This window comes from Chitinophaga solisilvae, assembly GCF_009928525.1.
Classification (GTDB): domain Bacteria; phylum Bacteroidota; class Bacteroidia; order Chitinophagales; family Chitinophagaceae; genus Chitinophaga; species Chitinophaga solisilvae.
The window spans coordinates 718,437-742,061 of record NZ_JAABOK010000002.1 but is presented as its reverse complement, the minus strand read 5'-3'; the positions used below and the strand labels follow the sequence as shown (position 1 = coordinate 742,061).

At 49.2% G+C, this 23,625-nt stretch carries 17 protein-coding genes and 1 pseudogene; 15 read left to right on the top strand and 3 right to left on the bottom strand.

Annotation, left to right across the window (positions count from 1 at the left end):
- Window positions 1-390: 390 nt before the first annotated feature.
- A complete protein-coding gene (locus tag GWG06_RS05825; protein WP_160711922.1) occupies window positions 391-2,517 on the bottom strand; it encodes an alpha-L-fucosidase in 2,127 nt (708 codons plus the stop codon).
- Window positions 2,518-2,753: 236 nt separating this feature from the next.
- Between GWG06_RS05825 and GWG06_RS05820 the strand changes: the two genes are divergently transcribed.
- The gene (locus GWG06_RS05820; protein WP_127042128.1) at window positions 2,754-4,148 is read left to right on the top strand and encodes a Gfo/Idh/MocA family protein; all 1,395 of its coding nucleotides are present in this window, start codon (window positions 2,754-2,756) and stop codon (window positions 4,146-4,148) included.
- Between the two features lie 152 nt (window positions 4,149-4,300).
- Here the strand turns inward: GWG06_RS05820 and galK are convergent, their stop codons facing one another.
- Together galK and GWG06_RS05810 are read right to left on the bottom strand one after the other, a co-directional pair.
- Window positions 4,301-5,446: a galactokinase gene (galK, locus tag GWG06_RS05815; RefSeq protein ID WP_160711920.1), complete on the bottom strand. Its 1,146-nt coding sequence runs from the start codon at window positions 5,444-5,446 to the stop codon at window positions 4,301-4,303.
- Window positions 5,447-5,626: 180 nt separating this feature from the next.
- Complete coding sequence (locus GWG06_RS05810; protein WP_127044342.1) at window positions 5,627-6,919, bottom strand: sugar MFS transporter; 1,293 nt, start codon at window positions 6,917-6,919, stop codon at window positions 5,627-5,629.
- A 199-nt stretch (window positions 6,920-7,118) separates the two neighbouring features.
- Here GWG06_RS05810 and GWG06_RS05800 point away from each other — a divergent pair, with 199 nt between their 5' ends.
- The 14 genes and pseudogenes from GWG06_RS05800 (at window position 7,119) to GWG06_RS05735 (ending at window position 23,624) form a co-directional block, all read left to right on the top strand.
- Entirely contained in the window at window positions 7,119-9,035 is a 1,917-nt protein-coding gene (locus tag GWG06_RS05800; RefSeq protein ID WP_202182953.1) for an MFS transporter, read from the top strand.
- A complete protein-coding gene (locus tag GWG06_RS05795) occupies window positions 9,007-9,972 on the top strand; it encodes an ROK family protein (protein WP_127044343.1) in 966 nt (321 codons plus the stop codon). The genes GWG06_RS05800 and GWG06_RS05795 overlap by 29 nt, the downstream gene beginning before the upstream one ends.
- Before the next feature lie 31 nt (window positions 9,973-10,003).
- Window positions 10,004-11,059, top strand: a complete 1,056-nt coding sequence (locus GWG06_RS05790) for a glycosylasparaginase (protein WP_127044344.1) — start codon at window positions 10,004-10,006, stop codon at window positions 11,057-11,059.
- Window positions 11,060-11,278: 219 nt separating this feature from the next.
- Window positions 11,279-12,046 (top strand): copper homeostasis protein CutC, encoded by a 768-nt coding sequence (locus GWG06_RS05785; RefSeq protein ID WP_160711918.1) that lies wholly within the window; start codon window positions 11,279-11,281, stop codon window positions 12,044-12,046.
- 73 nt (window positions 12,047-12,119) lie between these two features.
- Entirely contained in the window at window positions 12,120-13,004 is an 885-nt protein-coding gene (locus tag GWG06_RS05780) for an alkaline phosphatase family protein (protein WP_127044570.1), read from the top strand.
- Window positions 13,005-13,032: 28 nt separating this feature from the next.
- Window positions 13,033-13,803 (top strand): endonuclease/exonuclease/phosphatase family protein, encoded by a 771-nt coding sequence (locus GWG06_RS05775; RefSeq protein WP_127044571.1) that lies wholly within the window; start codon window positions 13,033-13,035, stop codon window positions 13,801-13,803.
- Window positions 13,804-13,946: 143 nt separating this feature from the next.
- Window positions 13,947-16,235, top strand: coding sequence for a glycoside hydrolase family 20 protein (locus tag GWG06_RS05770; protein ID WP_160711916.1), 2,289 nt, complete (start codon window positions 13,947-13,949; stop codon window positions 16,233-16,235).
- A 342-nt stretch (window positions 16,236-16,577) separates the two neighbouring features.
- Window positions 16,578-18,509 (top strand): annotated as a pseudogene (gene nagB, locus GWG06_RS05765) (glucosamine-6-phosphate deaminase); the annotation flags it as partial.
- A 167-nt stretch (window positions 18,510-18,676) separates the two neighbouring features.
- On the top strand, window positions 18,677-19,240 hold the full coding sequence (locus GWG06_RS05760) for a hypothetical protein (protein ID WP_160711912.1): 564 nt from the start codon (window positions 18,677-18,679) through the stop codon (window positions 19,238-19,240).
- A 105-nt stretch (window positions 19,241-19,345) separates the two neighbouring features.
- A complete protein-coding gene (locus GWG06_RS05755) occupies window positions 19,346-19,723 on the top strand; it encodes a hypothetical protein (RefSeq protein WP_127042675.1) in 378 nt (125 codons plus the stop codon).
- Between the two features lie 93 nt (window positions 19,724-19,816).
- Window positions 19,817-20,650 carry a hypothetical protein gene (locus GWG06_RS05750; protein WP_160711910.1) on the top strand — a complete coding sequence of 278 codons (834 nt, stop codon included), beginning with the start codon at window positions 19,817-19,819 and terminating at the stop codon, window positions 20,648-20,650.
- 98 nt (window positions 20,651-20,748) lie between these two features.
- Window positions 20,749-21,708 carry a YeiH family protein gene (locus GWG06_RS05745; RefSeq protein WP_160711908.1) on the top strand — a complete coding sequence of 320 codons (960 nt, stop codon included), beginning with the start codon at window positions 20,749-20,751 and terminating at the stop codon, window positions 21,706-21,708.
- A gap of 135 nt (window positions 21,709-21,843) precedes the next feature.
- Complete coding sequence (locus GWG06_RS05740; RefSeq protein WP_127042681.1) at window positions 21,844-22,737, top strand: class I SAM-dependent methyltransferase; 894 nt, start codon at window positions 21,844-21,846, stop codon at window positions 22,735-22,737.
- 188 nt (window positions 22,738-22,925) lie between these two features.
- Window positions 22,926-23,624 (top strand): glutamine amidotransferase-related protein, encoded by a 699-nt coding sequence (locus tag GWG06_RS05735; protein WP_160711906.1) that lies wholly within the window; start codon window positions 22,926-22,928, stop codon window positions 23,622-23,624.
- Window position 23,625: the final 1 nt, after the last annotated feature.

The window sequence follows — 23,625 nt, the reverse complement described above, 5'->3', positions numbered from 1 at the left end:
AACTACATTGAATTTTTCCATACGGAAACTGTCACCGGAGGATTGGGGAATCACGGTGCGATAGCGGTTGTATGACAAGGCGCTATCAAATCCTGGGTCGTCGGGAAAGGAATCTAAAGACATTGAACCCAACAGAATATACCCCTTTGTATAAAGCGGGATGATATGCAGAGATGTTGGTATGAGTTGCGGTTTTTTCCAACTTCAGTTCAGCGTTAAATTGTTATAAATATTGTCTTTAGTTTAGAATATCCGCAAAGTTATAACAATATCTTTTTAATTAATCGAATTTTTTTTGGGGGATGTCATTTTTTTTCAAACCGTTAACAAAAAGGCGGCTGCGCCCAACATTTCGGGACACAGCCGCTTTATACGTTAGATAATTTCTTACTATCTGGTGATGATACCCAGCTCGGCAATTCCTGCCTTGTTATCTTTTTCGTATGCCGGCGCGGTAGCCACAAAACGGATATACCTGGCCTTCACCGGAGAGAATGTCACTTTCTGCAGTATTGGATTATTTTTAATATTTCCGAAGCTGCCGGAAGCGGCGGCCTTTCCCCAGTTCTTACCATCTGTGCTGACGTAAAGGGCATATCCGTAGATTACGCCGCCGGCGCCTGCCACAGGCAGATAGGTAAAGCCGCGTAGTGTCAGCTCTTCGCCGAGGTCTGCCACCAGCTCATGCGGATAGGCAGCGCTGCTGTTCTTATCGGTAATATAGAATGAATCCGGATTTCCGTCAATCGCTTTCTCCGCTGCATGATCCCTGGCTGCAGCCGGAGCGCTTACCACGGTCCACTTCGCCGGCGCTACATCAAAGTCTGCCACCACAGTCGGACCTGCGGTATTGGTTTTATGCAGGAATGCTTTTGCTTTCACGGTGCCACCTTTCGGCAGGTTAATGTCTCGGATAATTTTTCCGTCTTTCGCACCACGGATAACAGTCACCATATTATCTGAGGATTCCTGTGGTTGCAGATAAACCGGAGAAGCAGCAGTTGGTTCACTGCCATCAAGGGTTACGTGCACTACCTGGTCATCGGAGGCAGACCGGATGGTAACAGCTCCGTTCCTGTCTCTGCTGATTACCGGCGTAGCCAGTACGCCCGGTGCTTCAAACAGCTGCACTTCGCTGATGACCGGAGCAGCTTTTGCATCGGTTATATTAATATATACCTCGGTGGTGGTGTAGTCCGGCAAACGCAGGATACGCTTATGTCCTATGGTTGTTTCGCTGGCAATCTCCTTCTTCCTTCCGTTTTCGAGTATCTCTACGGTAAATGCCTTCACGCGTTGTCCCAGCGCGATGTATTCCTGCAGTACGAGGCGGTTGAAGGTCACCGGCTTTTTAAAGGACAGCGTGATGGCAGCTTTCGTTGCCTTATCGGTAGTTGCCCAGTAAGTAGCATTGGCGCCGTCGTTGAGATGCTTCACTTTCACAGCAGCGTTACCGGTACGTGTATCCGTTGCCGTTATTACGGCGTTTTTAGCAAGATTATTTTTGAAAGAAGCATCCAGCACTTTACGCAGTTCCATCAGGCGGGTGGAATCATTGGGATGGATAACGCCGTCGCGGTCGATGGGCACATTGAGAATGAGGTTCCCGTTGCGGCCCACGGAGCCGTAGTAGATGTCCAGCAGCTGGTTCACTGTTTTCACCTTATCATCGGTATCCGGACTGTAGAACCATCCTGGCCGGATAGAGACGTCGCACTCTGCCGGAATCCATTTCTCGCCGTCTTCATTTCCTTCGTTGAGGGATTTGGCAGGCGGGCCTGCTTCACCCGGCGCGAAGCCTGTAACGTTCAGTGTGCTCCAGTTGGTGGTGCCGGCAATACCGTTTTCATTGCCCACCCAGCGGCAGCCGGGGCCAACGTCACTGAAGATCACGGCGTTGGGCTGATTTTTATACACGACACTATGAAACAGGTTCCAGTCGTACGGCTGCTTTACATTGCCGCCGTTGGCGCCATCGAACCACTGTTCAAATACAGGGCCGTAGTTGGATAATACTTCATTCAGCGTATTGGCAAACACCTGGTTATAGGTAGGCGTGCCATACTCAGGATGGTTGCGGTCCCAGGGCGAGAGGTACACGCCGAATTTCAGGCCGTATTCCTTACAGGCGGAAGAGAGTTCGGCCAGCACATCGCCTTTACCGTTCTTCCATGCACTCTCCCGTACCGTGTGGGTGCTGTATTTGCTCGGCCACAGGCAAAAACCATCGTGATGCTTGGCAGTGATCACAATACCTTTCATACCGGCCAGCTTCGCGGTGCGCGCCCATTGCCGTGCGTCGAGGCGGGTTGGATTAAATACTTTCGGATCTTCGTCGCCATGGCCCCATTCCTTGTTGGTAAAAGTGTTCGGGCCGAAGTGAATGAACATGTAATACTCCATGTCATTCCAGGCCACCTGGGCTTTTGACGGCAATGCGCCGTAAGGCTTTATTGATTGTGCGAACGCCATATTGCCGCAGAGCAAACCGGCGAGGAGCAGATGTGTTCTTTTCATTTCACTGGAATAATAAGTCTTCCGGCGAAGATAACCATCTCCGGCTATCAGGGGTAATCGGGGATTATCATTTCATAATTGAATCTTCACTTTCCGTCAACATATTGTCTTCCAATTCTTTGCCGTTTATCATAAAAATGTAAGAAAACAGGCGTATATATTGGTTTTCACCCGTCATTTTTTATAAATTTAAACCCTTCATAACGTATCTTAATACGCGATTAAACAACTGAACAATGAATAAACAACCACTACATCGCAGAAGTTTTCTCAAAAACACGGCAGCCGCGGGGATCGGTCTTTCTATGCTGGGTTCCTCTGCCAAACTGTTTGCCAATGAAAAAAAGCCTAAGGTAAGAGTAGGCCTGATCGGCGTGGGAGCACGCGGCCTGGGCCACCTGAGCCTCTGCCTGCATCGGGAAGATGTGGACGTCATCGCTTTTGCAGATCCTGATACAGCTTACACGGTGCCAAAGGCAAGAGACATGATAACCAAGGTATACGGCGGCAAAAGAAAAGTAGCTGAATATACCAATGGTCCGGAAGATTTCCGCAATATGCTGAAGCGTGATGATATTGATGCGGTGATTATCGCTACACCATGGGAATGGCATTCCATCATGGCCGTTGCTGCCATGAAAGCCGGAAAAACCCCTGCTGTAGAGGTTTGTGGCGCATCCGACATCCAGGAGTGCTGGGAACTGGTGAACACCAGCGAAGCTACCGGCGTACCTGTATTTGGTATGGAAAACGTGTGCTACCGCAGAGATGTAATGGCAGTACTGAATATGGCCCGCCAGGGATTGTTCGGTGAAATCATTCACCTGCAGGGCGGCTACCAGCACGATCTGCGCGGCGTTAAATTCAACAACGGCAAGCAATATTACGGCGGTGGTGTAGAATTCGGCGAAAACGCCTTATCCGAAGCCAAATGGAGAACCAACCACTCCGTTCACCGCAATGGCGACCTGTATCCTTCACACGGCCTGGGACCTATCGGCAACGTTATCAACATGAACCGCGGAAACCGCCTGCTGTCCATCACTTCCGTGGCTACCAAATCCCGTGGTCTGCATAAATATATTGTGGATAACAGCAGCGAAAGCCATCCTAATGCGAAAGTAGAATTCAAACTGGGTGACATCGTTTCTTCCCTGATCAAAACCAACAACGGAGAAACTATCATGTTATCGCATGATACCAACTCCCCCCGTCCCTACTCCCTGAACTTCCGCGTACAGGGTACAAACGGCCTCTGGATGGATGATCAGGATTCCATATATGTAGAAAAGAAAAGTCCGCATGACCAGTGGGAATCTACCGGTAAGTTCGAAGATCCGAACACCTACTTCGGTAAATACGACCACCCGCTCTGGAAACGCTACGCCAACGACGCCAAAGGCGCAGGTCACGGTGGTATGGACTGGTACGTATTAAACTCCTTCATCGAAAGCATCAAGCGCGGCGCTCCATACGCCCTCGACGTTTACGATATGGCTACCTGGTACGCGATCACTCCTCTCAGCGAACAATCCGTTGCTGAAGGCGGCAGCGTACAATATATCCCTGATTTCACCCGCGGCCGCTGGATGAACAGGAAGCCGATATTTGCACTCGACGACCAATATTAACGGGAATTTCAAATTACGAATTGCGAATTACGAATGTAGTTCGAAGATAAAAGCGAAGACCGAAGCGATCATACTGTAAAGTATCCGCTTCGGTCTTCGCTTTTATCTTCGAACTACATTCGTAATTCGCAATTCGTAATTTGTAATTAACATTAATCTATCACACTAACTCCATCCTGAATCGTCGTCACATACACTTCCGGTTCCTTACCATACTGTTCCTGGTAGCGGGAACGGATAAACGAAATAAAATCATCTACCTGGTCCTGTTTTACGAGGTTGATGGTGCAGCCGCCGAAGCCACCGCCCATGACGCGTGCGCCGGCTACTTCAGGGCGTTCCTTTGCCAGGGAAACCAGGAAGTCCAGTTCAGGGCAGCTGACCTCGTAGAGGCGACTTAACCCTTCGTGGGTGGCGTACATCAGCTGACCAAACTGCTGCAGGTCGCCTTTCTTCAACAGGTGTGTGGCATCCTGTACGCGCTGAATTTCTTCAATGACGTATTTGCAGCGGTTGTAGACAATCTGCGATAACTGCGCGCGGACTTCCTCCAGCATAGCCGGAGTGGCGTCGCGGAGAGAGGCTACTTCCGGGTGCAGCGCGCTGATTGCGGCTACGCCCTCCTCGCATTGCTGACGGCGTACATTATATTCGGAGGATGCCAGCGAGTGATGTACCATGGAATTGCACAGCACGATCTTATATGCAGGGAAATTAAACGGAAAATATTCGTATTCCAGGCTGCGGCAGTCCAGCCGGATAACCTGGTCCTTTTTGCCGTGCAGGTTGGCAAACTGATCCATGATACCGCATTTAACACCGGGGAAGGTATGCTCAGCACGTTGTCCCAGCAGCGCCATATCCATGCGGGAAAGGTTATATCCGAAGATGCTGTCCAGCGCAGCTACCAACCCGCCTTCCACTGCCGCGGAAGAAGACAGTCCGGCGCCCACAGGAATATCGCCGGCTACCACACAGTCAAAACCCGTTACCGGGTGCCCGCCCTGCTGCAACTGATACACTACCCCCATGAGATAGTTGATCCATCCCGGCGTAGGCTGCACCTGACCGAGATCAAAAGACACGGTTTCGTTGGTGAAAACCGCATGCGCATTACATTGCTGCGTATTGTTTAATGCCACGGCATAAACAATTTTCTTATCGATGGCGGCAGGCAATACAAATCCGTTGTTGTAGTCCGTATGCTCGCCGATGAGATTGATTCTTCCCGGAGAGATGACCATCAAGGGCTCTTTTCCAAAAAGGGTGATGAATTTCTCCCTGGTTTGCTGTATCATTAAACGTAAAATTTACACCTAAAAATAGAGAAAAAAATTTACCGATACAGTTTTTTTGCGGGAATTACGAATTACAAATTGCGAATTACGAATGAAGCGAGAAGACCTGAGCGAAGAAGTAAAATCTTCTTCGCTCAGGTCTTCTCGCTTCATTCGTAATTCGCAATTTGTAATTCGTAATTATTCAGGCAGCCCTTTCTTATATCCCGCCGCAGCATAATAAAGGATATACAGATAACAGGGCACCATAATAACATAAGGTGTCTGGCGGCTGCCCCACAGATCGCAGAGTTTACCATATACCAGTGGCAGGATGGCGCCACCGGCGATGGCCATAATCAGGAAGGCAGAGCCGAGTTTGGTGTATTTGCCTAACTTGTTGATAGCAAGCGGCCAGATGCCGGGCCACATCAGGGAGTGGGCAAAGCTCAGCAGCACGATAAATGCCACAGATACTTTACCGCTGGTCGTGAGTGCGCCTACGGTGAATACAGCGCCCATTACTGCGCAGGTGATAAGTGCCTGACGCTGACCTATATATTTAGGTACCAGTACGATGCCCAGCAGGTAGCCTACAGTTAATGCGATGAGGCTGTAGATGCTCAGGTGCAGGGCAGCATTGGTATCAAAGCCGCTGGCAACGCCATAGAGCGCCAGGGAGTCGATGGCCAGTACTTCTACGCCTACATAAAGGAACAGGCAGAGGATACCGAGCATGAGGTAAGGAATGCCGAAGATGGAACGCTGGCCGCCAGCAGCAGTGTCGTCCTGTTTCTCTTCTTCAGGTTTTACTTCCGGCAGGTGCGCTTTACGTACCATAAGCGCCAGTCCGCCCAGTACTACCGCCATTACGATATAGGGGACAATTACACGGCCAGCCAGCAAGGTCAGCTCCGCTTCTTTTTCAGCGCCTGTCAGCCCTTCAATTTTCTTCGATAATTCAGCCGTATCGCTAAACAGCAGGGTGCTCAGCACAAAGATGCCGATCATAGCCGCCACTTTGTTACAGATGCCCATGATGCTCATACGCTGTGCTGCGCTTTCAATGGGCCCGATAATAGTAATATACGGGTTGGAGGCCGCCTGCAGCAGTGTCATGCCAGCGCCCTGCACAAACAGTCCCACCAGAAACAGCGGAAAAGAACGCGCCTGCGCCGCAGGAACAAATATCAGGGAGCCGATGGCCATCGTCAGCAATCCTACAGACATACCATTGGTAAATCCCACTTTACGCAGGATGGCGGAAGAAGGGATCGCCATCACGAAATAGGAAATATAAAACGCAAAGGTGACAAAGTATACCTGAAAATCAGATAACTCACAGGCCTGTTTCAAAAAAGGAATCAACACACTGTTTAACCAGGTGATAAATCCAAAAAGGAAAAAGAGCGTACCGATAACGGTCATAGCCCGTGCGTTGCTTTGCTGAGCAGGAGCAGCGGGAGCTTTCATTGTTGCTGTTTGGCTGGACATAAGCTGATGAATAAATTGATTTTAGATAAATGCGAACATAATGAATTGCTGTTATATTTTCTGTAATATTTCACAATCATATAAGCTAAAACGTTTTACTAACTAAAAAAAATGCAACACTTTATTGTCTTTTTTAGAAAATCCTAAAAAAATAATTATACATTTATCCGGCAAAATTTCATTGTAACTTAACACGTTTATGGCTCAGCAAACAAAGCAAGGCGCTCAAAGTACACATCCCTCGTTCTTTGTGCTTATTCTGGTGTTCTTTTTCTGGGGGTTTCTGGCTGCATCAAACAGTATATTTATCCCGTTCTGTAAATCGCATTTTAACCTTACCCAACTTGAATCTCAGCTGATTGACTTCTCCTTCTACAGCGCCTATTTCATAGGTTCCCTGATTCTGTATCTGGCTTCTGCTGCAAGAAAAGTAGATATCCTCAATAAGATAGGATATAAGAAGGGTATTATTTACGGTTTATTAATTTCCGTACTGGGATCTGCTATCATGATACCTTGCGTAAACAAGGAAAAAATTGTTCCCGTAAAGGAAACCCTGAGCGACATCAGTAGTTTCCAGGTAGAACAGCAGCTGCAGACTTCCGACAGACAGGTGAAAATACGCCGTGAAAAAGAAAAAGATGCTTATGTGCTGCTGATCTCTGACAACGAGGCTGCGCAGAAATATATCACACATCCGCAGCTGCTGGCAGAAATACCGCAGGGCTTTACCAAAGATGAAGAGCATCACCAGTATGCCGGCGCCTTTACCAAAGCCAGCGCTGAAAAGATCCTGAACGTACTGGACACAGACTTCAAACAAACGGTGACCTTCGGCTATTTCGCCCTGATACTGATGGCGTTATTCATTGTTGCACTGGGCTTCTCCCTGCAGCAGACTGCCGCCAATCCGTTCGCCATTCTCCTCGGTGACCCTGCCAAAGGCACGCACCGTCTCAATCTGGCCGGCGGTATCAACTCCTTCGGTACTACTATCGGTCCCATTATCGTGAGCATGCTGCTGTTCGGTAATATCAAAGGCGGCGATGTAAGTACAGACATCAGCAAAATCAACACTTTATACATCCTGCTGATTGTACTGTTCCTCATCGCAGCGGCCATCTTCGCTTTTGTAAAAATGCCTGAAAGCCAGGACAGCGAAGCATTTGAAACATCTCCCAAAGCTACAAAATCCATCCTGGGCATCTCGCTCATGTTTATACTGATACTGCTCGGACTGATCCTGAAGATAGAACTGCCTTTCTTCATCGCCGGCATTATTGGAATCATCGGTATTCTCTTCTTCACCAAAGTTGCTTCTGCCGGCAATCCTGACGGATGGGGCGCCATGAAATACCCGCAGCTCACACTTGGCATGCTGGCCATTTTCATCTATGTGGGTGTGGAAGTAACCATCGCCAGCAACCTCGGCGCACTGCTGAAAACACCGGGATTTCTGACACCCAGGGGACTGGCGGAATCTGAACTGGATCCGTATGTATCCCTGTTCTGGGGCAGTATGATGATTGGCCGCTGGACAGGCGCCATCAGCGTATTCAATGTGTCGAAAACCATGCGGAAAATACTGTGCGTGGTGGTTCCGTTTATCGCATACGGCGTTATCCTCGGCGCCAATGTTATCAAAGGCAACAACGTTACTGAATTATATCCTTACACTATCTGCATCGCCATTCAGATCATCGGTTTCTTCGCGGGCCAGGACAAACCTGCCAAAACCCTGATGGTATTTGGTTTGCTGGGTGTAGGTACTGTATTGATCGGATTATTTACTTCCGGTGCGCTGGCAACATTTGCCTTCATCAGCGGCGGCTTGTTCTGCTCTGTTATGTGGCCAAGCATCTTCGCATTATCTATCGCCGGTCTGGGTAAATATACCGGTCAGGGTTCTGCCTTCCTGGTAATGATGATCCTCGGAGGATCCCTGGTACCTCCTGTACAGGGTGGTCTGGCAGATATCCCCAGCATTGGTATCCACGCCTCCTATATTATCCCGGCGTTGTGCTTTGCATATCTGGCATTTTTTGCTTTTAGAGTTAAAAACATATTAAAATCTCAAGGAATCGATTATGAGTCAGCAATTAGCGGTGGGCATTGATATTGGGGGGACTAATACCAAATTCGGAATCGTAGATCGCAGAGGAAATATTTTGTGTGATGGTCGTATGTTAACGAATAAACATGAAGATGTAAACTGCTTTCTGGACGAACTTCACCAGCATATGTCTGTATTGATTGAGCAGGTGGGAGGATCCGAAAATATAAAAGGAATAGGCGTTGGCGCACCCAACGGGAATTTTTACAACGGTAATATCGAATATGCGCCAAATCTGCGCTGGAAAGGGGTTGTACCTTTAGCCAGCCTGCTGGAGAAAAAATTCAGTTTGCCGACTGTATTAACGAATGATGCCAATGCAGCGGCGTTGGGCGAACTGATCTATGGCGCAGCCAGGGGCATGAAAGACTTTATCGTGATTACACTGGGAACCGGTGTAGGCAGCGGTATTGTTGCCAACGGCCAGCTGATTTACGGTCATGATGGTTTTGCCGGCGAGCTGGGTCATATCATTGTGATCCCCGGTGGCAGACTGCATCCCGGAACCGGCGCCCATGGCTCTCTGGAAGCCTATGCTTCCGCTACCGGCGTAACTAATACCGCGATAGAATTTCTGTCTACCCGCCCTGAAGTGCCTTCCCTCATGCGGGAGCACAGCAAGGAGGAAATCAATTCCAAGCTGATTTATGAAGCAGCCATGAAAGGCGATCCGCTGGCGATGGAAGTATATGAATATACCGGCCAGATCCTCGGCGCAGCACTGGCTAACTTCGTGATGTTCTCCAGTCCGGAAGCCATCGTACTTTTCGGAGGCCTCACCCAGGCGGGGGATGTAATCATGAAACCGGTACGCGAGCATATGGAAAAAAATCTGCTGCCTATCTTCCGGAATAAAGTTAAATTGCTGTTCTCAGAACTGAAGGAAAGCGATGCTGCGATTCTGGGCGCCAGTGCACTGGCGTGGGAGATGAAAGACTGAAATATGTCAACGGTTAAAGTTAATGAATCGTATGAAAAATAGAAGAAATTTTCTGAAAACAGCGGCCCTCGGCGCCGCTGTTTTCTCTTTAGACGGTGTAACGGGAACGGCTGCACGTTCACAGAGTAAAAGCGGTATTGTCAAAGGCAAACCGATTGTAATTTCCACCTGGGACTTTGGCCGCGCCGCCAACGAGGCTGCCTGGGAAATCCTGAAGAAGGGCGGCCGCGCCCTCGACGCAGTGGAAGCCGGCGTACGTGTACCGGAAGCAGATCCCAACAACCACACAGTCGGCTATTCCGGCTTCCCGGACCGCGATGGCCGCGTTACCCTTGATGCCTGTATCATGGATGAAGCCGGCAACTGCGGATCAGTAGCCTCCCTTGAACATGTAACGCACGCCATCTCTGTTGCCCGCCTGGTCATGGAGAAAACACCGCACGTAATGCTCGTTGGCGACGGTGCGCTGCAATTCGCGCTGGCCAATGGTTTTCAGAAAGAAAACCTCCTCACGCCGGAAGCCGAAAAAGCCTGGAAAGAGTGGCTGAAAACATCTGAATACAAACCGGTTATCAACATAGAAAATAAATCCTACGCTCCTGCCAACGGCGCTACCGCATTCAATCCGCTGATGCTGCCAGGTAATGTGTACAATCACGATACCATCGGCATGGTAGCCATGGATGCTGCCGGCAATCTCTCCGGCGCCTGCACTACCAGCGGCATGGCCTTTAAACTCCATGGCCGCGTAGGCGACTCTCCTATCATCGGCGCAGGCCTCTACGTTGACAACGAAGTAGGCGCTGCCACCAGCACCGGCGTTGGTGAAGAAGTGATTAAAATAGTCGGCAGCCACCTCGTCGTAGAACTTATGCGCCAGGGATACCCACCGGAAAAAGCCTGCAAGGAAGCCGTAGACCGCATCGTGAAAAGAAGCCCTTCCAAAGCAAAAGAAATCCAGGTAGGTTTCCTCGCCCTCAACAAAAAAGGCCAGTACGGCGCATACTGCCTCCAGAAAGGCTTTAATTACGCCGTATACAGCAACGACGTAAAAAACGTGCTGATAGATGGCAAACACCACTTTTAACTGAAGAATTACGAATGAATAATTACGAATTACGAATGATGAATGGCGAGTTATTTTTTTATTTAGTTATTTGAGATTTTGTACCTGATCATTATTTTTTCTGGAACCTGTAAGCCCAGGGAGCATCACGATCAGGCACAAAATCTCAAATAACTAAATAAAAAAATAACTCGCCATTCGTAATTCGTAATTATTCATTCGTAATTAAAAACTAATTATATGGGTAACTTCAAACTCGAAATATGCGCTGGTTCCGTTGCTTCCTGCATTGCTGCCGAAGAAGGCGGAGCCGACAGGATTGAGCTTTGCGACAACCTGCTGGAAGGCGGTACCACACCCAGTTATGCTACTATTGCAGTGGCACGCGAAAAAGTAAAAATAGAACTCTACCCTATCATCAGGCCGCGTGGTGGCGATTTTCTCTATTCCGACCTCGAATTTGAGGTGATGAAAAAAGATATTGAACTGTGCAAACAGCTGGGCTGCAACGGTGTAGTGATAGGTATCCTCACTGCCGACGGCCGCGTAGACAAACAACGCTGTAAAGAACTGGTGGACCTCGCCTGGCCTATGGGCGTGACTTTTCACCGTGCCTTCGATATGACTGATAACCCTTTTGAAGCACTGGAAGATATTATAGCCATCGGATGCGAAAGAATTCTTACCTCCGGCGCCCGTAATACTGCCGTAGAAGGCGCTTCACTGCTGAAAGACCTCGTTATCCGCGCAGACAACCGCATCATCCTGATGGCTGGCTCCGGCGTGCGCGCCAGTAATATTGCAGCGCTCATCAAAGATACCGGCGTGACCGAATTCCACACCAGCGCCAAAGCCTATGAAGACAGCCACATGGTATACCGCAATCCGAACGTGAGCATGGGCGGCATTCCCGGCGTTCCCGAATATGGCATCTCCCAGACACAAAAATCAGAAGTATTACGAATACGTGAATTAGCTGCCCAGGCCTTGGAAGAAAACGGGCAGTAGCTTATTTTAGCTTCATCAACAACCACCAATACTAACCGTGGACGCCCTTGCGTCTTAAAAAGTGAACAACGGAATGAAAAAACTGATTATTGCAGCAGGACTCCTGCTGGGTGGCCTTTCCACGCAGGCGCAGGTCAAAGGCGTTAAACATGTAATCCTCATCGGAATGGATGGCTTCGGCGCCTATTGCTTCCCCAAAGTGGAAAACCCCAACATGAAACAGATGATGCAGGATGGTGCCTGGACACTGCAGGCACGCAGCGTGCTGCCCTCCTCCAGCGCCGTTAACTGGGCCTCTATGGTCATGGGCGCAGGCCCTGAAGTGCACGGCTATACGGAGTGGGACAGCAAAACACCGGAACTGCCTTCCCGCGAACTCGACCGCTACGGCATGTTCCCGTCCATCTACACCCTGCTGCGTGAACAGAAACCATCTTCCGAAATTGGCGTCATCTATAGCTGGCAAGGTATTGGATACCTCTTCCCGAAGGCAGCAGTAAACAAACAGGTGCCCACACATGATAATGACAGCCTGGCTACAGAGGAATCTATCGCCTACATCAAATCAAAAAAACCGGACTTCCTCTTCATCCACTTCGATGAACCAGATGGCGTCGGACATAATATCGGTCATAATATCCAGCCGTATTTTGACCAGGTGAAAAAGAATGATGTGCTGCTGGGGAAAATTTTACAGGCCGTGAAAGATGCAGGTATGTGGGATAATACCATCATCTTGCTCACCGCAGATCATGGCGGTATCAAAAAAGGACATGGCGGTAAAACCATGGAGGAAATGCAGATTCCGTGGATCATCCGCGGCCCTGGCGTTCAGGCAAACAAAGAGATCAGATCCAGCGTTGTTACGTACGATACAGCCGCTACCATTGCATGGATCTTCGGACTGAAAACACCGCAGGTGTGGACAGGAAGACCTGTAAAAGAAGCGTTTAAATAATATTTTGCATCATCAATAAAAAGCTGCTATGAAAAAAATGCTGCTCCTCGCCCTGGCGACATGTACCGGCCTTTCCCTCTTCGCACAAACGCAGAAAGTGAAAGTGCTCACGTATAATATCCACCATGGCGAAAATATGAAAGGAATACTGGACCTGCAGGGAATTGCCAACGTTATACTCGCCACCAACCCGGATCTGGTGGCACTGCAGGAGGTAGACAGCGTTACGCAACGCACTGGTAAAACCGATCAGTTAAAAGAGCTGGCAGCTATCACCGGCATGTATACCTATTTTGCCAAAGCCATGGACTATGGCGGCGGCGGCTATGGTACCGGCATACTCTCCCGCTACCCTATTGCCGGTGGTATCACCTTTTCATTGCCCACCATTACCAAAGGCAATGAACCCCGCGTTGCCGGTATTATTACCGTGAAACTGCCGGGCGACAGCCTCCTGCAATTTGCTTCCGCCCACCTGGACGCAGAAGATAAACCTGCCGACCGCATCGCACAGGCCAACGCACTGGTGGAATATTTCCGTATGACGCAGACGCCCGCCATCCTCGCCGGCGATTTCAACGCCATACCAACCGCTAAGGAAATCACCACCCTCAAACAACTGTTCACCGATGCTACCACCCAGATGGGCCCTACCTTCCCTGCAGACTCCCCGCGGGTAAAGCTGGATTACATCATGGTACATCCTAAACAACGCTGGAACGTTACCGGTGCCCGCATCATAGAAGAAGCCGTGGCCTCCGATCACAGACCGGTGCTGAGTGAACTGGAGCATAAATAATCGTTATTTGATTATTTGATTATTTGAGATTTGGTTATTTAAAATGCAGCGGAGATATACACGTATACATTCGCTGCATTTTAAATAACCAAATCTCAAATAATCAAATAATCAAATCTCAATAAAACCAAAAATAATAGTAAATGAAGCTTAGCGTTTTATCCTGCTTGCTCCTTTCCGTTGCACTCTGGGGCTGTTCAGGCCTGCAGTCGAAGGTAACGAAGGGAAAAGTGAGCATTGTTCCTATGCCGGCGAATATTACAGAGAAACCAGATTCCTTTCTGCTGAATAAACGCACTGTCATTGTTGCCGCTACTGAAGCGGATAAGAAAACAGCGGAGCTGTTCAACGAATGGTTGAAGATGCTCACAGACTACCAGCTGGATATTCAATCCACCGGCGATCATAATGCCATCATTCTGCACTCAGGCAGCGACACCACTAACGCTGAAGGCTACACGCTGGATGTAGCGCAGGATAAGATCACCATCAATGGTAACAGCGGCAGGGGCACCTTCTATGCTGTACAGACACTGATGCAGCTGCTGCCCTTCACCACTCATGCCAGGGAAATGTACGTGCCGGGCGTAAACATTACCGACGCGCCCCGATTTGCTTACCGTGGCATGCACCTGGATGTAGGCCGCCATATTTTTGATGCGGACTTCATCAAAAAATATATTGACCTGATGGCCATGTATAAGATGAACACCTTCCACTGGCACCTCACCGAAGACCAGGGATGGCGCATTGAAATCAAAAAATATCCGCGCCTGCAGGAGATCGCCTCCAAACGCAAAGAGACGATGGCCGGCGCCTACAACGATAATAAATACGATGGCACCCCTTACGGCGGCTACTATTCCCAGGCGATGATCAAAGAAATTGTGAAGTATGCGGCAGACCGCTTCATCACCATCGTGCCTGAAATAGAAATGCCCGGCCATGCCCTCGCAGCGCTGGCAGCGTACCCTAACCTGGGTTGCACCGGCGGCCCATACGAAGTAGGCACCCGCTGGGGCGTTTATGACGACGTTTTCTGCGCAGGTAACGACAGCGTATACACGTTCCTGGAAAATGTACTGGATGAAGTAACAGCACTGTTCCCCGGTAAATATATACATATCGGCGGAGACGAATGCCCCAAGGTACGCTGGGAGAAGTGTCCCAAATGCCAGGCCCGCATGAAACAGGAAGGACTGAAAGACGAACACGCACTGCAGAGCTATTTCATACAACGTATGGAGAAATACCTCAACAGCAGAGGCAAGCGTATCATCGGATGGGATGAAATTCTGGAAGGCGGCCTCGCCGCAGATGCTACCGTCATGAGCTGGAGAGGCATGGAAGGCGGCATTGCGGCAGCTAAACAAAAACATGATGTTATCATGACGCCCGGCGACTTCTGCTATTTTGATCACTACCAGTCTTTAAGTCCTGGTGAACCGCTGGCTATCGGTGGTTTCCTGCCTGTCAGCAAGGTATATTCCTTTGAACCGGTGCCTGCGGAACTGAATAAGGAGGAAGCCCGCTATATCAAAGGAGCGCAGGCCAATCTCTGGACAGAATACATTCCTAATTCCAGCTACCTCGAATATATGGCCTATCCGCGCGCCATCGCGCTGTCTGAAGTGTTATGGTCGCCTGCTGAAAAAAGGAACTATAACAACTTTGTGGACAGGCTCCGTAACAACCTTCCCATGCTGATCCTGAAAGGGGTAAATTATGCAAAACATGTATTTGAAGTAACCGGCGCCCTGCAGGAAAATAAAAAAGGCGGCCTGGAAGTAGCGCTGGATGCGAAACTGAATGCAGGCGTTATTACCTATACCCTGGACAGCTCCGCGCCTACCCCCTCTTCCGCCGTATACGCCGGCCCTATCCCGGTAGCAAAAACCGGTACTATCCGCGCGCAGCTCTTTCTCAATGACAGACGTTACGGCAACGAATATTTCCAGTATTTCATCTACCACAAAGGCCTGGGCAAAAAGGTAACCATGGCCGGAGAACCGGGTAAATCCTACAATCCCGGTAACACCGCCGCGCTGGTGAACGGTATCGAAGGCAATGCCTCCTATAATGACGGCCAGTGGTTCGGCTACAACGGTAAAGATGTGGAAGCCACCGTGGAGCTGGACAGCATCCAGGATATCCATCTCCTGGGCGCCAATACCATAAATGCTACCGATAACTGGATCTATCCGCCTAAACAGGTTACCTTCTCCGTATCAGATGACGGCAAATCCTACAGGGAAGTATATAAACAAACTTCCTTCACCGGTAAAGGCGTCAATAAAATACGCGGAAGTGTTAACAATGTGCGGGGCCGCTTTATCAGGCTTCAGATGAAAAACTACGGCACCATCCCGGCGGGCGCTCCCGGCGCGGGTAGCCCGGCCTGGCTTTTTGTAGACGAGTTTATAATAAATTAATGCATTTTCTTATTTGAGATTTGGTTATTTAAAATGCATCGGATACCTGCGCGTAAATCTCCGCCGCATTCCAAATAACCAAATCTCAAATAATCAAATAAAAAAATAAAACCGCCTTTGCTTTGCAGCAGGGCGGTTTCTCTTTTTATGACTCCTACACCAAAAAATATATTTCGCGGTAGCTGAAGTTGCTTTCTTTACGTATTAACGATAGCCAATATAAAAAGGTTCTTTTTAAGTTAAAATAAATTTAAATTAAATAAGAGCTAAATTTTAGCACAGATTAGCAGTATTTTTTTTAATTTTCCGGCTCGTTTTTAAACCGCATCTAATCAAAAACGTTTACAAATGACGATTAATCATCAGGAAATCGAACTGATTGACAGCTTTGAACAGATTGCTGTGGAAATACATCCTTCTGCCAAAGAGGGTTCCAAAGCAGTTGCCAAAGAAATTGCCGCGCTGATACGCGAAAAGCAGGCTGCCAATCAAAAATGTGTATTAGGAATGGCCACGGGCTCTACTCCTAAATATCTCTATGCCGAACTGGTTCGCCTCCACAAAGAGGAAGGGCTGAGCTTTAAAAATGTAATTACATTCAACCTCGATGAATATTACCCCATAGAGCCGGATGCTTTACAGAGCTACAACCGCTTTATGAAAGAACACCTGTTCAATCATATCGACATTCCGGAAGCACAGGTACATATTCCGGATGGCACTATTCCCAAAGATAAGATCAAACAATACTGCGCTGACTACGACAAACGCATTGACGAAGCCGGTGGTATTGACATCCAGATCCTGGGAATCGGTAATAACGGACATATCGGCTTTAACGAGCCTGGCGCCAACATCAACTCACATACCCGCCTGGTAACGCTGGATAACAGTACCCGTCTGGCTAACGCCTACGAGTTCCCGAATATGAGCCAGGTGCCTCGTCTGGCTATCACCATGGGCCTGAGCACCATCTTCAAAGCCAAACGCGTACTGCTGATGGCCTGGGGTTCTCATAAAGCGAAAATTGTATGCCGCTCTGTAGAAGGCCACAGCACCGAGCAGGTACCTGCTTCCCTGCTGCAGCAACATCCTAACTGCCAGTTCATCATCGACGAACAGGCTTCTGCTGAACTCACCCGCTTTAAAGAGCCATGGCTCACCGGTGATTGCGAATGGACTCCGGGTCTGATCCGTAAAGCCGTTACCAGCCTGGCCCTGAAGCTGAAGAAGCCCATCCTGATGCTGACAGACAAGGACTATAACGAAAACGGTCTGAATGACCTGATCGTTCAGTACGGTTCTGCCTATGAACTGAACATCAAGGAATTTAACGCTATCCGCGACACCATCACCGGCTGGCCCGGCGGTAAGCCTGGTCCGCAGCTGCCCAAGCATCCGGAGCGCTCTGAACCTGCCAAAAAACGCGCGCTCATCTTCTCTCCTCATCCGGATGATGATATCATCTCTATGGGCGGTACCTTTATCCGCCTGCATGAGCAGGGACACGACGTTCACGTGGCTTACCAGACTTCCGGCAACATCGCGGTGACAGACGAATTCGTGCTGCGCTTCATCGATTTCGCCGTAGGTTTTGAAGGTATGTTCGATATCGATAAAAGCAAAAGCTCCCAGATCCTGGATGAAGCAAAAGCCTTTATCAGAACTAAAAAACCAAGCCAGAAAGATACTCCCGAGATCCGCGCCATCAAAGGCCTGATCCGCCGCTGCGAAGCCAAGGCTACCTGCCGTTACGTAGGTATCCCGGAAGAAAACGCGCACTTCATGAACCTGCCTTTCTACGAAACCGGCCTGGTAGAGAAGAAACCAATGGGTGAAGAAGATGTACAGCTGACCGTTGACCTGCTGCGTAAACTGAAACCACAACAGATCTATTGCGCCGGCGACCTCGCCGATCCGCATGGTACGCACAAGGTATGCCTGGATATTATCTTCGCGGCACTGGACAGACTGAAGCACGAAGACTGGGCTAAAGACTGCTGGGTATGGCTGTACAAAGGCGCATGGCAGGAGTGGGAGATCCATGAAATTGAAATGGCTGTTCCGATGAGCCCTGACCAGGTATTACAGAAACGCCTGGGTATCTTTATCCACCAGAGCCAGAAAGACGTAGTGCCTTTCCAGGGTACTGACCTCCGCGAGTTCTGGCAGCGCGCTGAAGACCGTAACGCCAATACCGCAGGCCTGTACGATCAGCTGGGCCTCCAGCAATACGCTGCAATGGAAGCATTTGTACGCTACCATTTTATTTAATTTAAGATTTAGTCATTTGAGATTTAATTATTTTGTATAAATCAAGATGCCTTCCGGAATTCCTGGAAGGCATCTTGATTTATACAAAATAATTAAATCTCAAATGACTAAATCTTAAATGATTCCAGAATTATATTAAATTACGGCAGAAAACAGCATAGCCATCAATGGAAAACGATATCCTCATTGATTTCAGATTTGTAGCAAAAGATAAGCCCAGGTTCGGAGAATTATTTCTCATAACCGGTGAAGAGCACCCGAAGTTCCCTCCCAGGAACGACGCCTTTAAACACCTGGCCCCGTTGGGGTTTGAGCAACTTGACGACTTTTTCGGGATCCTCAATAGTGAAGAAACCGGCGACGATGTACTGATATGGCTTTTCCCCATGTTCAATGGTGAAGAGGTATTTCATAACAGCGGCCCGTTTGATGCCATCCGGCTCTCCTATAGCGCCCTGCGCAATGCTCCCGTCAATATTTCCCTGTTGCAGGAGTGTTTTGACGCTATCCGCGGCCTGCCTGAGGTAGAAGTATATTTCGAAGAAAATAAGATCAGTGATTTCACCACCGTACAGCAGAAAGCAGATGAAATCGTTGCCCACTGGCGCGGGAATAATATAGAACCCGGCTCAGAACAAAGCCTGCTGGTGGAAGAAGATGATGAGGACTGGGACGAAGATGAGGACTGGGACGAATCCGCTGAGTGGGAAGAAGATAACGGCAACAAGTAACACGAAATAATGATTTTATATAGAAGCAGGCTGGTGGCCTGCTTTTTTATTTGATTAATTTGTAATTTAGGTCGAAACCTACACCACCAATCTTGCCAACGGATCATGAACAAAAAAACCAGCTTTAAAGGCATCGCCGCATTAACGCTTGTCGCCTGTCTCATTATGGTATTGCTTATTTCCGGAATAGCCTCCGCACGCCGCATTACGCGTACTACCTGCAAGCCGGCCTCCGGCCAGGTACAGGATGTAAAGCAGGGCGCTCCCGGAATTGTGGTACATCTTAAAAATGATCCCAGAATTTACTTTATCAGATCCACAACTATCCCGGGCTCCAATGCAGCCACCCTCGAACGGGAACTCGCCGGAAAAGAAGTACAGCTTTATATTTCCGCCGACTGGGACCCGCTGGATCCGTTTTCCAGCATGAAAGAAATACGTCGTTTACAAACAGGCGATCACGTTATATTCTCCTCCTTCTGATCAATTTTTCCTTTTTCAGATAGCCGGTAACGTTATCTTCCTGTGTTTCAGTCGATAATTTTCCATAACTTACGATTTGTGTACCAAGTAATTATGAGAAAAATATTTTATCTGGCATTGGCGGTAACGCTGGTAGCCTGCGACCAGAAAGGCAGGAAAAGCCGCTTCGGCAACGAAGATGGTACCGCTACAGCCGACGCCCCTAAAAAAAACACTGACCATAAAACGGGAAAAACCACTGCCGGCGCTCCTGTTATTGGAGAAAGAGTAGCTGCCAACACCCAGGTACGCATAGCTCCCGACGGCGATATAGCCGCCACCCTGCTGGATTATATTCCGGTACATGCCGCGCCCCAGAAAAAGGGCTGGTATCCGGTGAGCATCGATATAGACATTACTCCGGAAGAATATACCAAACCTGTGTTCCGCAAAGGCCGCAAGCTGAAAGTGAACGGCCTCGCCGCCGGCGTGCTGGAACGCGATATGCGCCTGCCCGTAGCTACGAACGGCGAAAAGATGTGGGCTACCCTGAACGGCTACACGGAAAAGAAAAATATCCGCAACGGCACCATCATAGAAACCGCTCTCGTCAACTTCCTGAAACAACACAAAGGACGCAGTCTGGCTGACATACAACCTTTTATCCGCAATTTCCAGCTGGAGGAAGAAAAAAGCCTGAAGCCCTACACCCTCTTCTTTAACTACGAAAGCGGTATCGACGATCCCAGCCCGATGTACCGTGTTGCGCTGGTCTGCCAGGGCGATGAGCTGATCGGCGTAGTTCATTCCAGACCTATGCAGATAGAAGGCAGCACGCCTAAAAAGATGCAGCGCGATTTTACCGTGCATTTTATGAAAGATATTGACAAATCACTCCGGGAAGATTTCTGCAAAAAATTCAATCAGTTTATCCTGGCCGCCGACTAAAGGTCATAACTTAAAGTTATAGGTCATATAATTTATTCATTTGACTTCCGCCGCAACGGAACGGAACTTTGCATCTGTAGATCAAACAAGAACAACATATGCATCAGGAAAGAACAGCGGCGGCAGGAATCAGCGCAAACCTCCCTAAAATAATATTCATCGCGGCAGCAGCCTCCACACTGCTGCCGGCTATACAACCGCCCATAGCCTTGCTGCTGGGCCTCGCACTGGCACAAACCACCGGCAACCCTTTTGCTGCCGTTACTCCCAGAATAACGCACTGGCTGCTACAGCTTGCTGTCATAGGACTCGGCTTTGGCATGAACATGCATACTGCCATCAAAGCGGGCAGCGACGGCTTCCTGCTTACCATCGCCTCTATTGCCGGCACCCTGGTGCTCGGAACCCTGCTGGGTAAAATACTGGGCATTGAAAAAAATACTGCCCACCTCATTTCCTGCGGAACGGCCATCTGCGGCGGCAGCGCCATCGCAGCCATATCGCCCGTGATCCAGGCTACAGACAAGCAAATTTCCGTCGCACTGGGCATCATCTTCCTCCTCAACTCACTGGCATTATTCATTTTCCCGGTCATCGGCCACTGGCTTAACTTATCCCAGCAGCAATTCGGTATCTGGAGCGCCATCGCCATACACGACACCAGCTCTGTAGTGGGCGCAGCCAACAAATACGGAGAAGAAGCATTGCAGATAGCCACTACCGTTAAGCTCTCCCGCGCATTGTGGATTTTACCCGTAGCCTTTTTGTCTGCCTTCCTATTCAAAAACGGGCAGCATAAAATAAAAATCCCCTGGTTCATCGGTATATTCCTGCTGGTAGTAGTGCTGAACACCTGGATCCCCGCACTGGTCACAGCAGGCCCTTACCTGGTTTTCAGCGCTAAAACTGCTTTATCCCTCACCCTGTTCCTGATAGGTACCGGCCTTACGCGTCAGACATTCAGCAGCCTGGGCTGGCAGCCTTTACTGCAGGGCATCCTGCTATGGGTAGCCATCAGCGCCGGGGCATTGATGGCAGTCATCTCTCTGATAAAATAATTCAGCGGGTGATTTTCCCGGCACCAAAAATGATCGGTTATAAGTATATTTGACAACAGGAGTCATATCTGATACGACAGACAGACAGATTGTCGGGAAGTGAATTAAAATAACCATCATAACCATATTGTCCTCATGAACAGGGGAGCTGCAACCAAAACAGGAAGGCACATGGCTGTATTCCGTGCCCTTGAGAGTACCAAACCGGCCAATGAAAGACTTTTCTTCGATCCGTTTGCCGGCGCTTTCGCTTCGCGGTTCTACAGAACAATACTAGCTGCATGCTCGGTACCTTTTGTACGCAAAACTTTCGAAGCCTACATCCAGCTGCGCTGGCCGGGCACGTATACCGCCGCCGTAGCCAGAACCAGGCTGATAGATGACATGATTACAAAGGCCGTCCGGGAAGATGGTATCAACCAGATATTTATTCTCAACGCCACCCTGGACACACGTGCTCACCGGCTGGATATAGGCATGCCTGTTAGTTTCGTGGAGGTGAATCATCCGGATACCCAGAACTTCAAACAAAAGCAGATCTGGGGTATGCTCGGCAATGCCGAAATGCCCGCTGTTCACGTCGATTACGTCAAACTCGACATGAGCCGCCAGCAACTGGCCGACACCATCTCTCCCATTCTCCTCCAGAAAAGCCGCTACAAAACCCTGTTTCTCTGGGAAGCCCTCACCACCAGCATGGAAGCCGCGCAAGCCGAATCGCTCTTTGAATTCATCAAAAGCTATCCGCCCGGCACACAGGTCATCATCACCTACGCCGACAAGGACGTATTCGAAAATCCACGCGCCTACCCCGGCTTCTCCCGCATCTACAAAGCCCTCCGCCACGCCGGCGAAAACTGGGACTACGGCATGAATGCCGGCGATGTCACCGCGTTTATGCGTGAACGTAATATGCAACTCCTCTACGATGGCGGCGCCGACAAATACCGCGAACAGTACTTCGGCGAAAAAAGCAAATGCATGAAGGGATATGAGTATTTCAGGGTGATGAGAAGCGAGTTGAAATAAATAATTACGAATTACGAATTGCGAATTACGAATGTAGAAGCGAAGAGCTAATCGTAGATTAAAGGTGATATTTAATACTTATTCCTAATAATCTACGATTAGCTCTTCGCTTCTACATTCGTAATTCGCAATTCGTAATTCGTAATTACCTATTTATATTATCTTCGGCTAACCATTTCACCATCACCATGCACATTCACTATTTCCAACACGTCCCTTTTGAAGGACTGGCCGCTATTGCCGACTGGATAAACGACAAAGGACATACACTCAGCCAGACGATATGGTATGATGCCGCTCCGGAAATATCCGGACTGGCGGCGGCCGACTGGCTCATTATTATGGGAGGTACTATGGGCGTTTATGAACAGGACCGGTATCCCTGGATGCAGCAGGAAATTGAACTGATAAAAGCGGCAGTCAGCCAGGGTAAAAAGGTGCTGGGTATCTGCCTGGGTTCACAGCTGCTGGCCTATTCGCTGGGCGCGCAGGTGTATCCGCACACGCAGGTGGAGATAGGCTGGTACCCGATAGATATCACCTTCCAGGATCAGGCTGCACCACTGGAGCATGTATTGCCGCACCGGTTGCATGCCTTCCACTTTCACGGCGATACCTTTGACGTACCTCCCGGCGCTACCCGCTTCGCCGCTTCAGCCGCTACCAGCAACCAGGCTTTTATTTACGGCGACCGTGTCATCGGACTGCAATTCCATGCGGAACTGACACCCTCCGCCCTGCAGGGCATGCTCAACTTCGGCAAACCCTACATCGAAGCCGGCGGACCATTCATCCAAAGTATGGAAAAAATACATCAGCATACTAATTTACTCACCGAAAATAACCAGGCTATGTTCCGTCTGCTGGACTATATAGCCGCCTTATAAA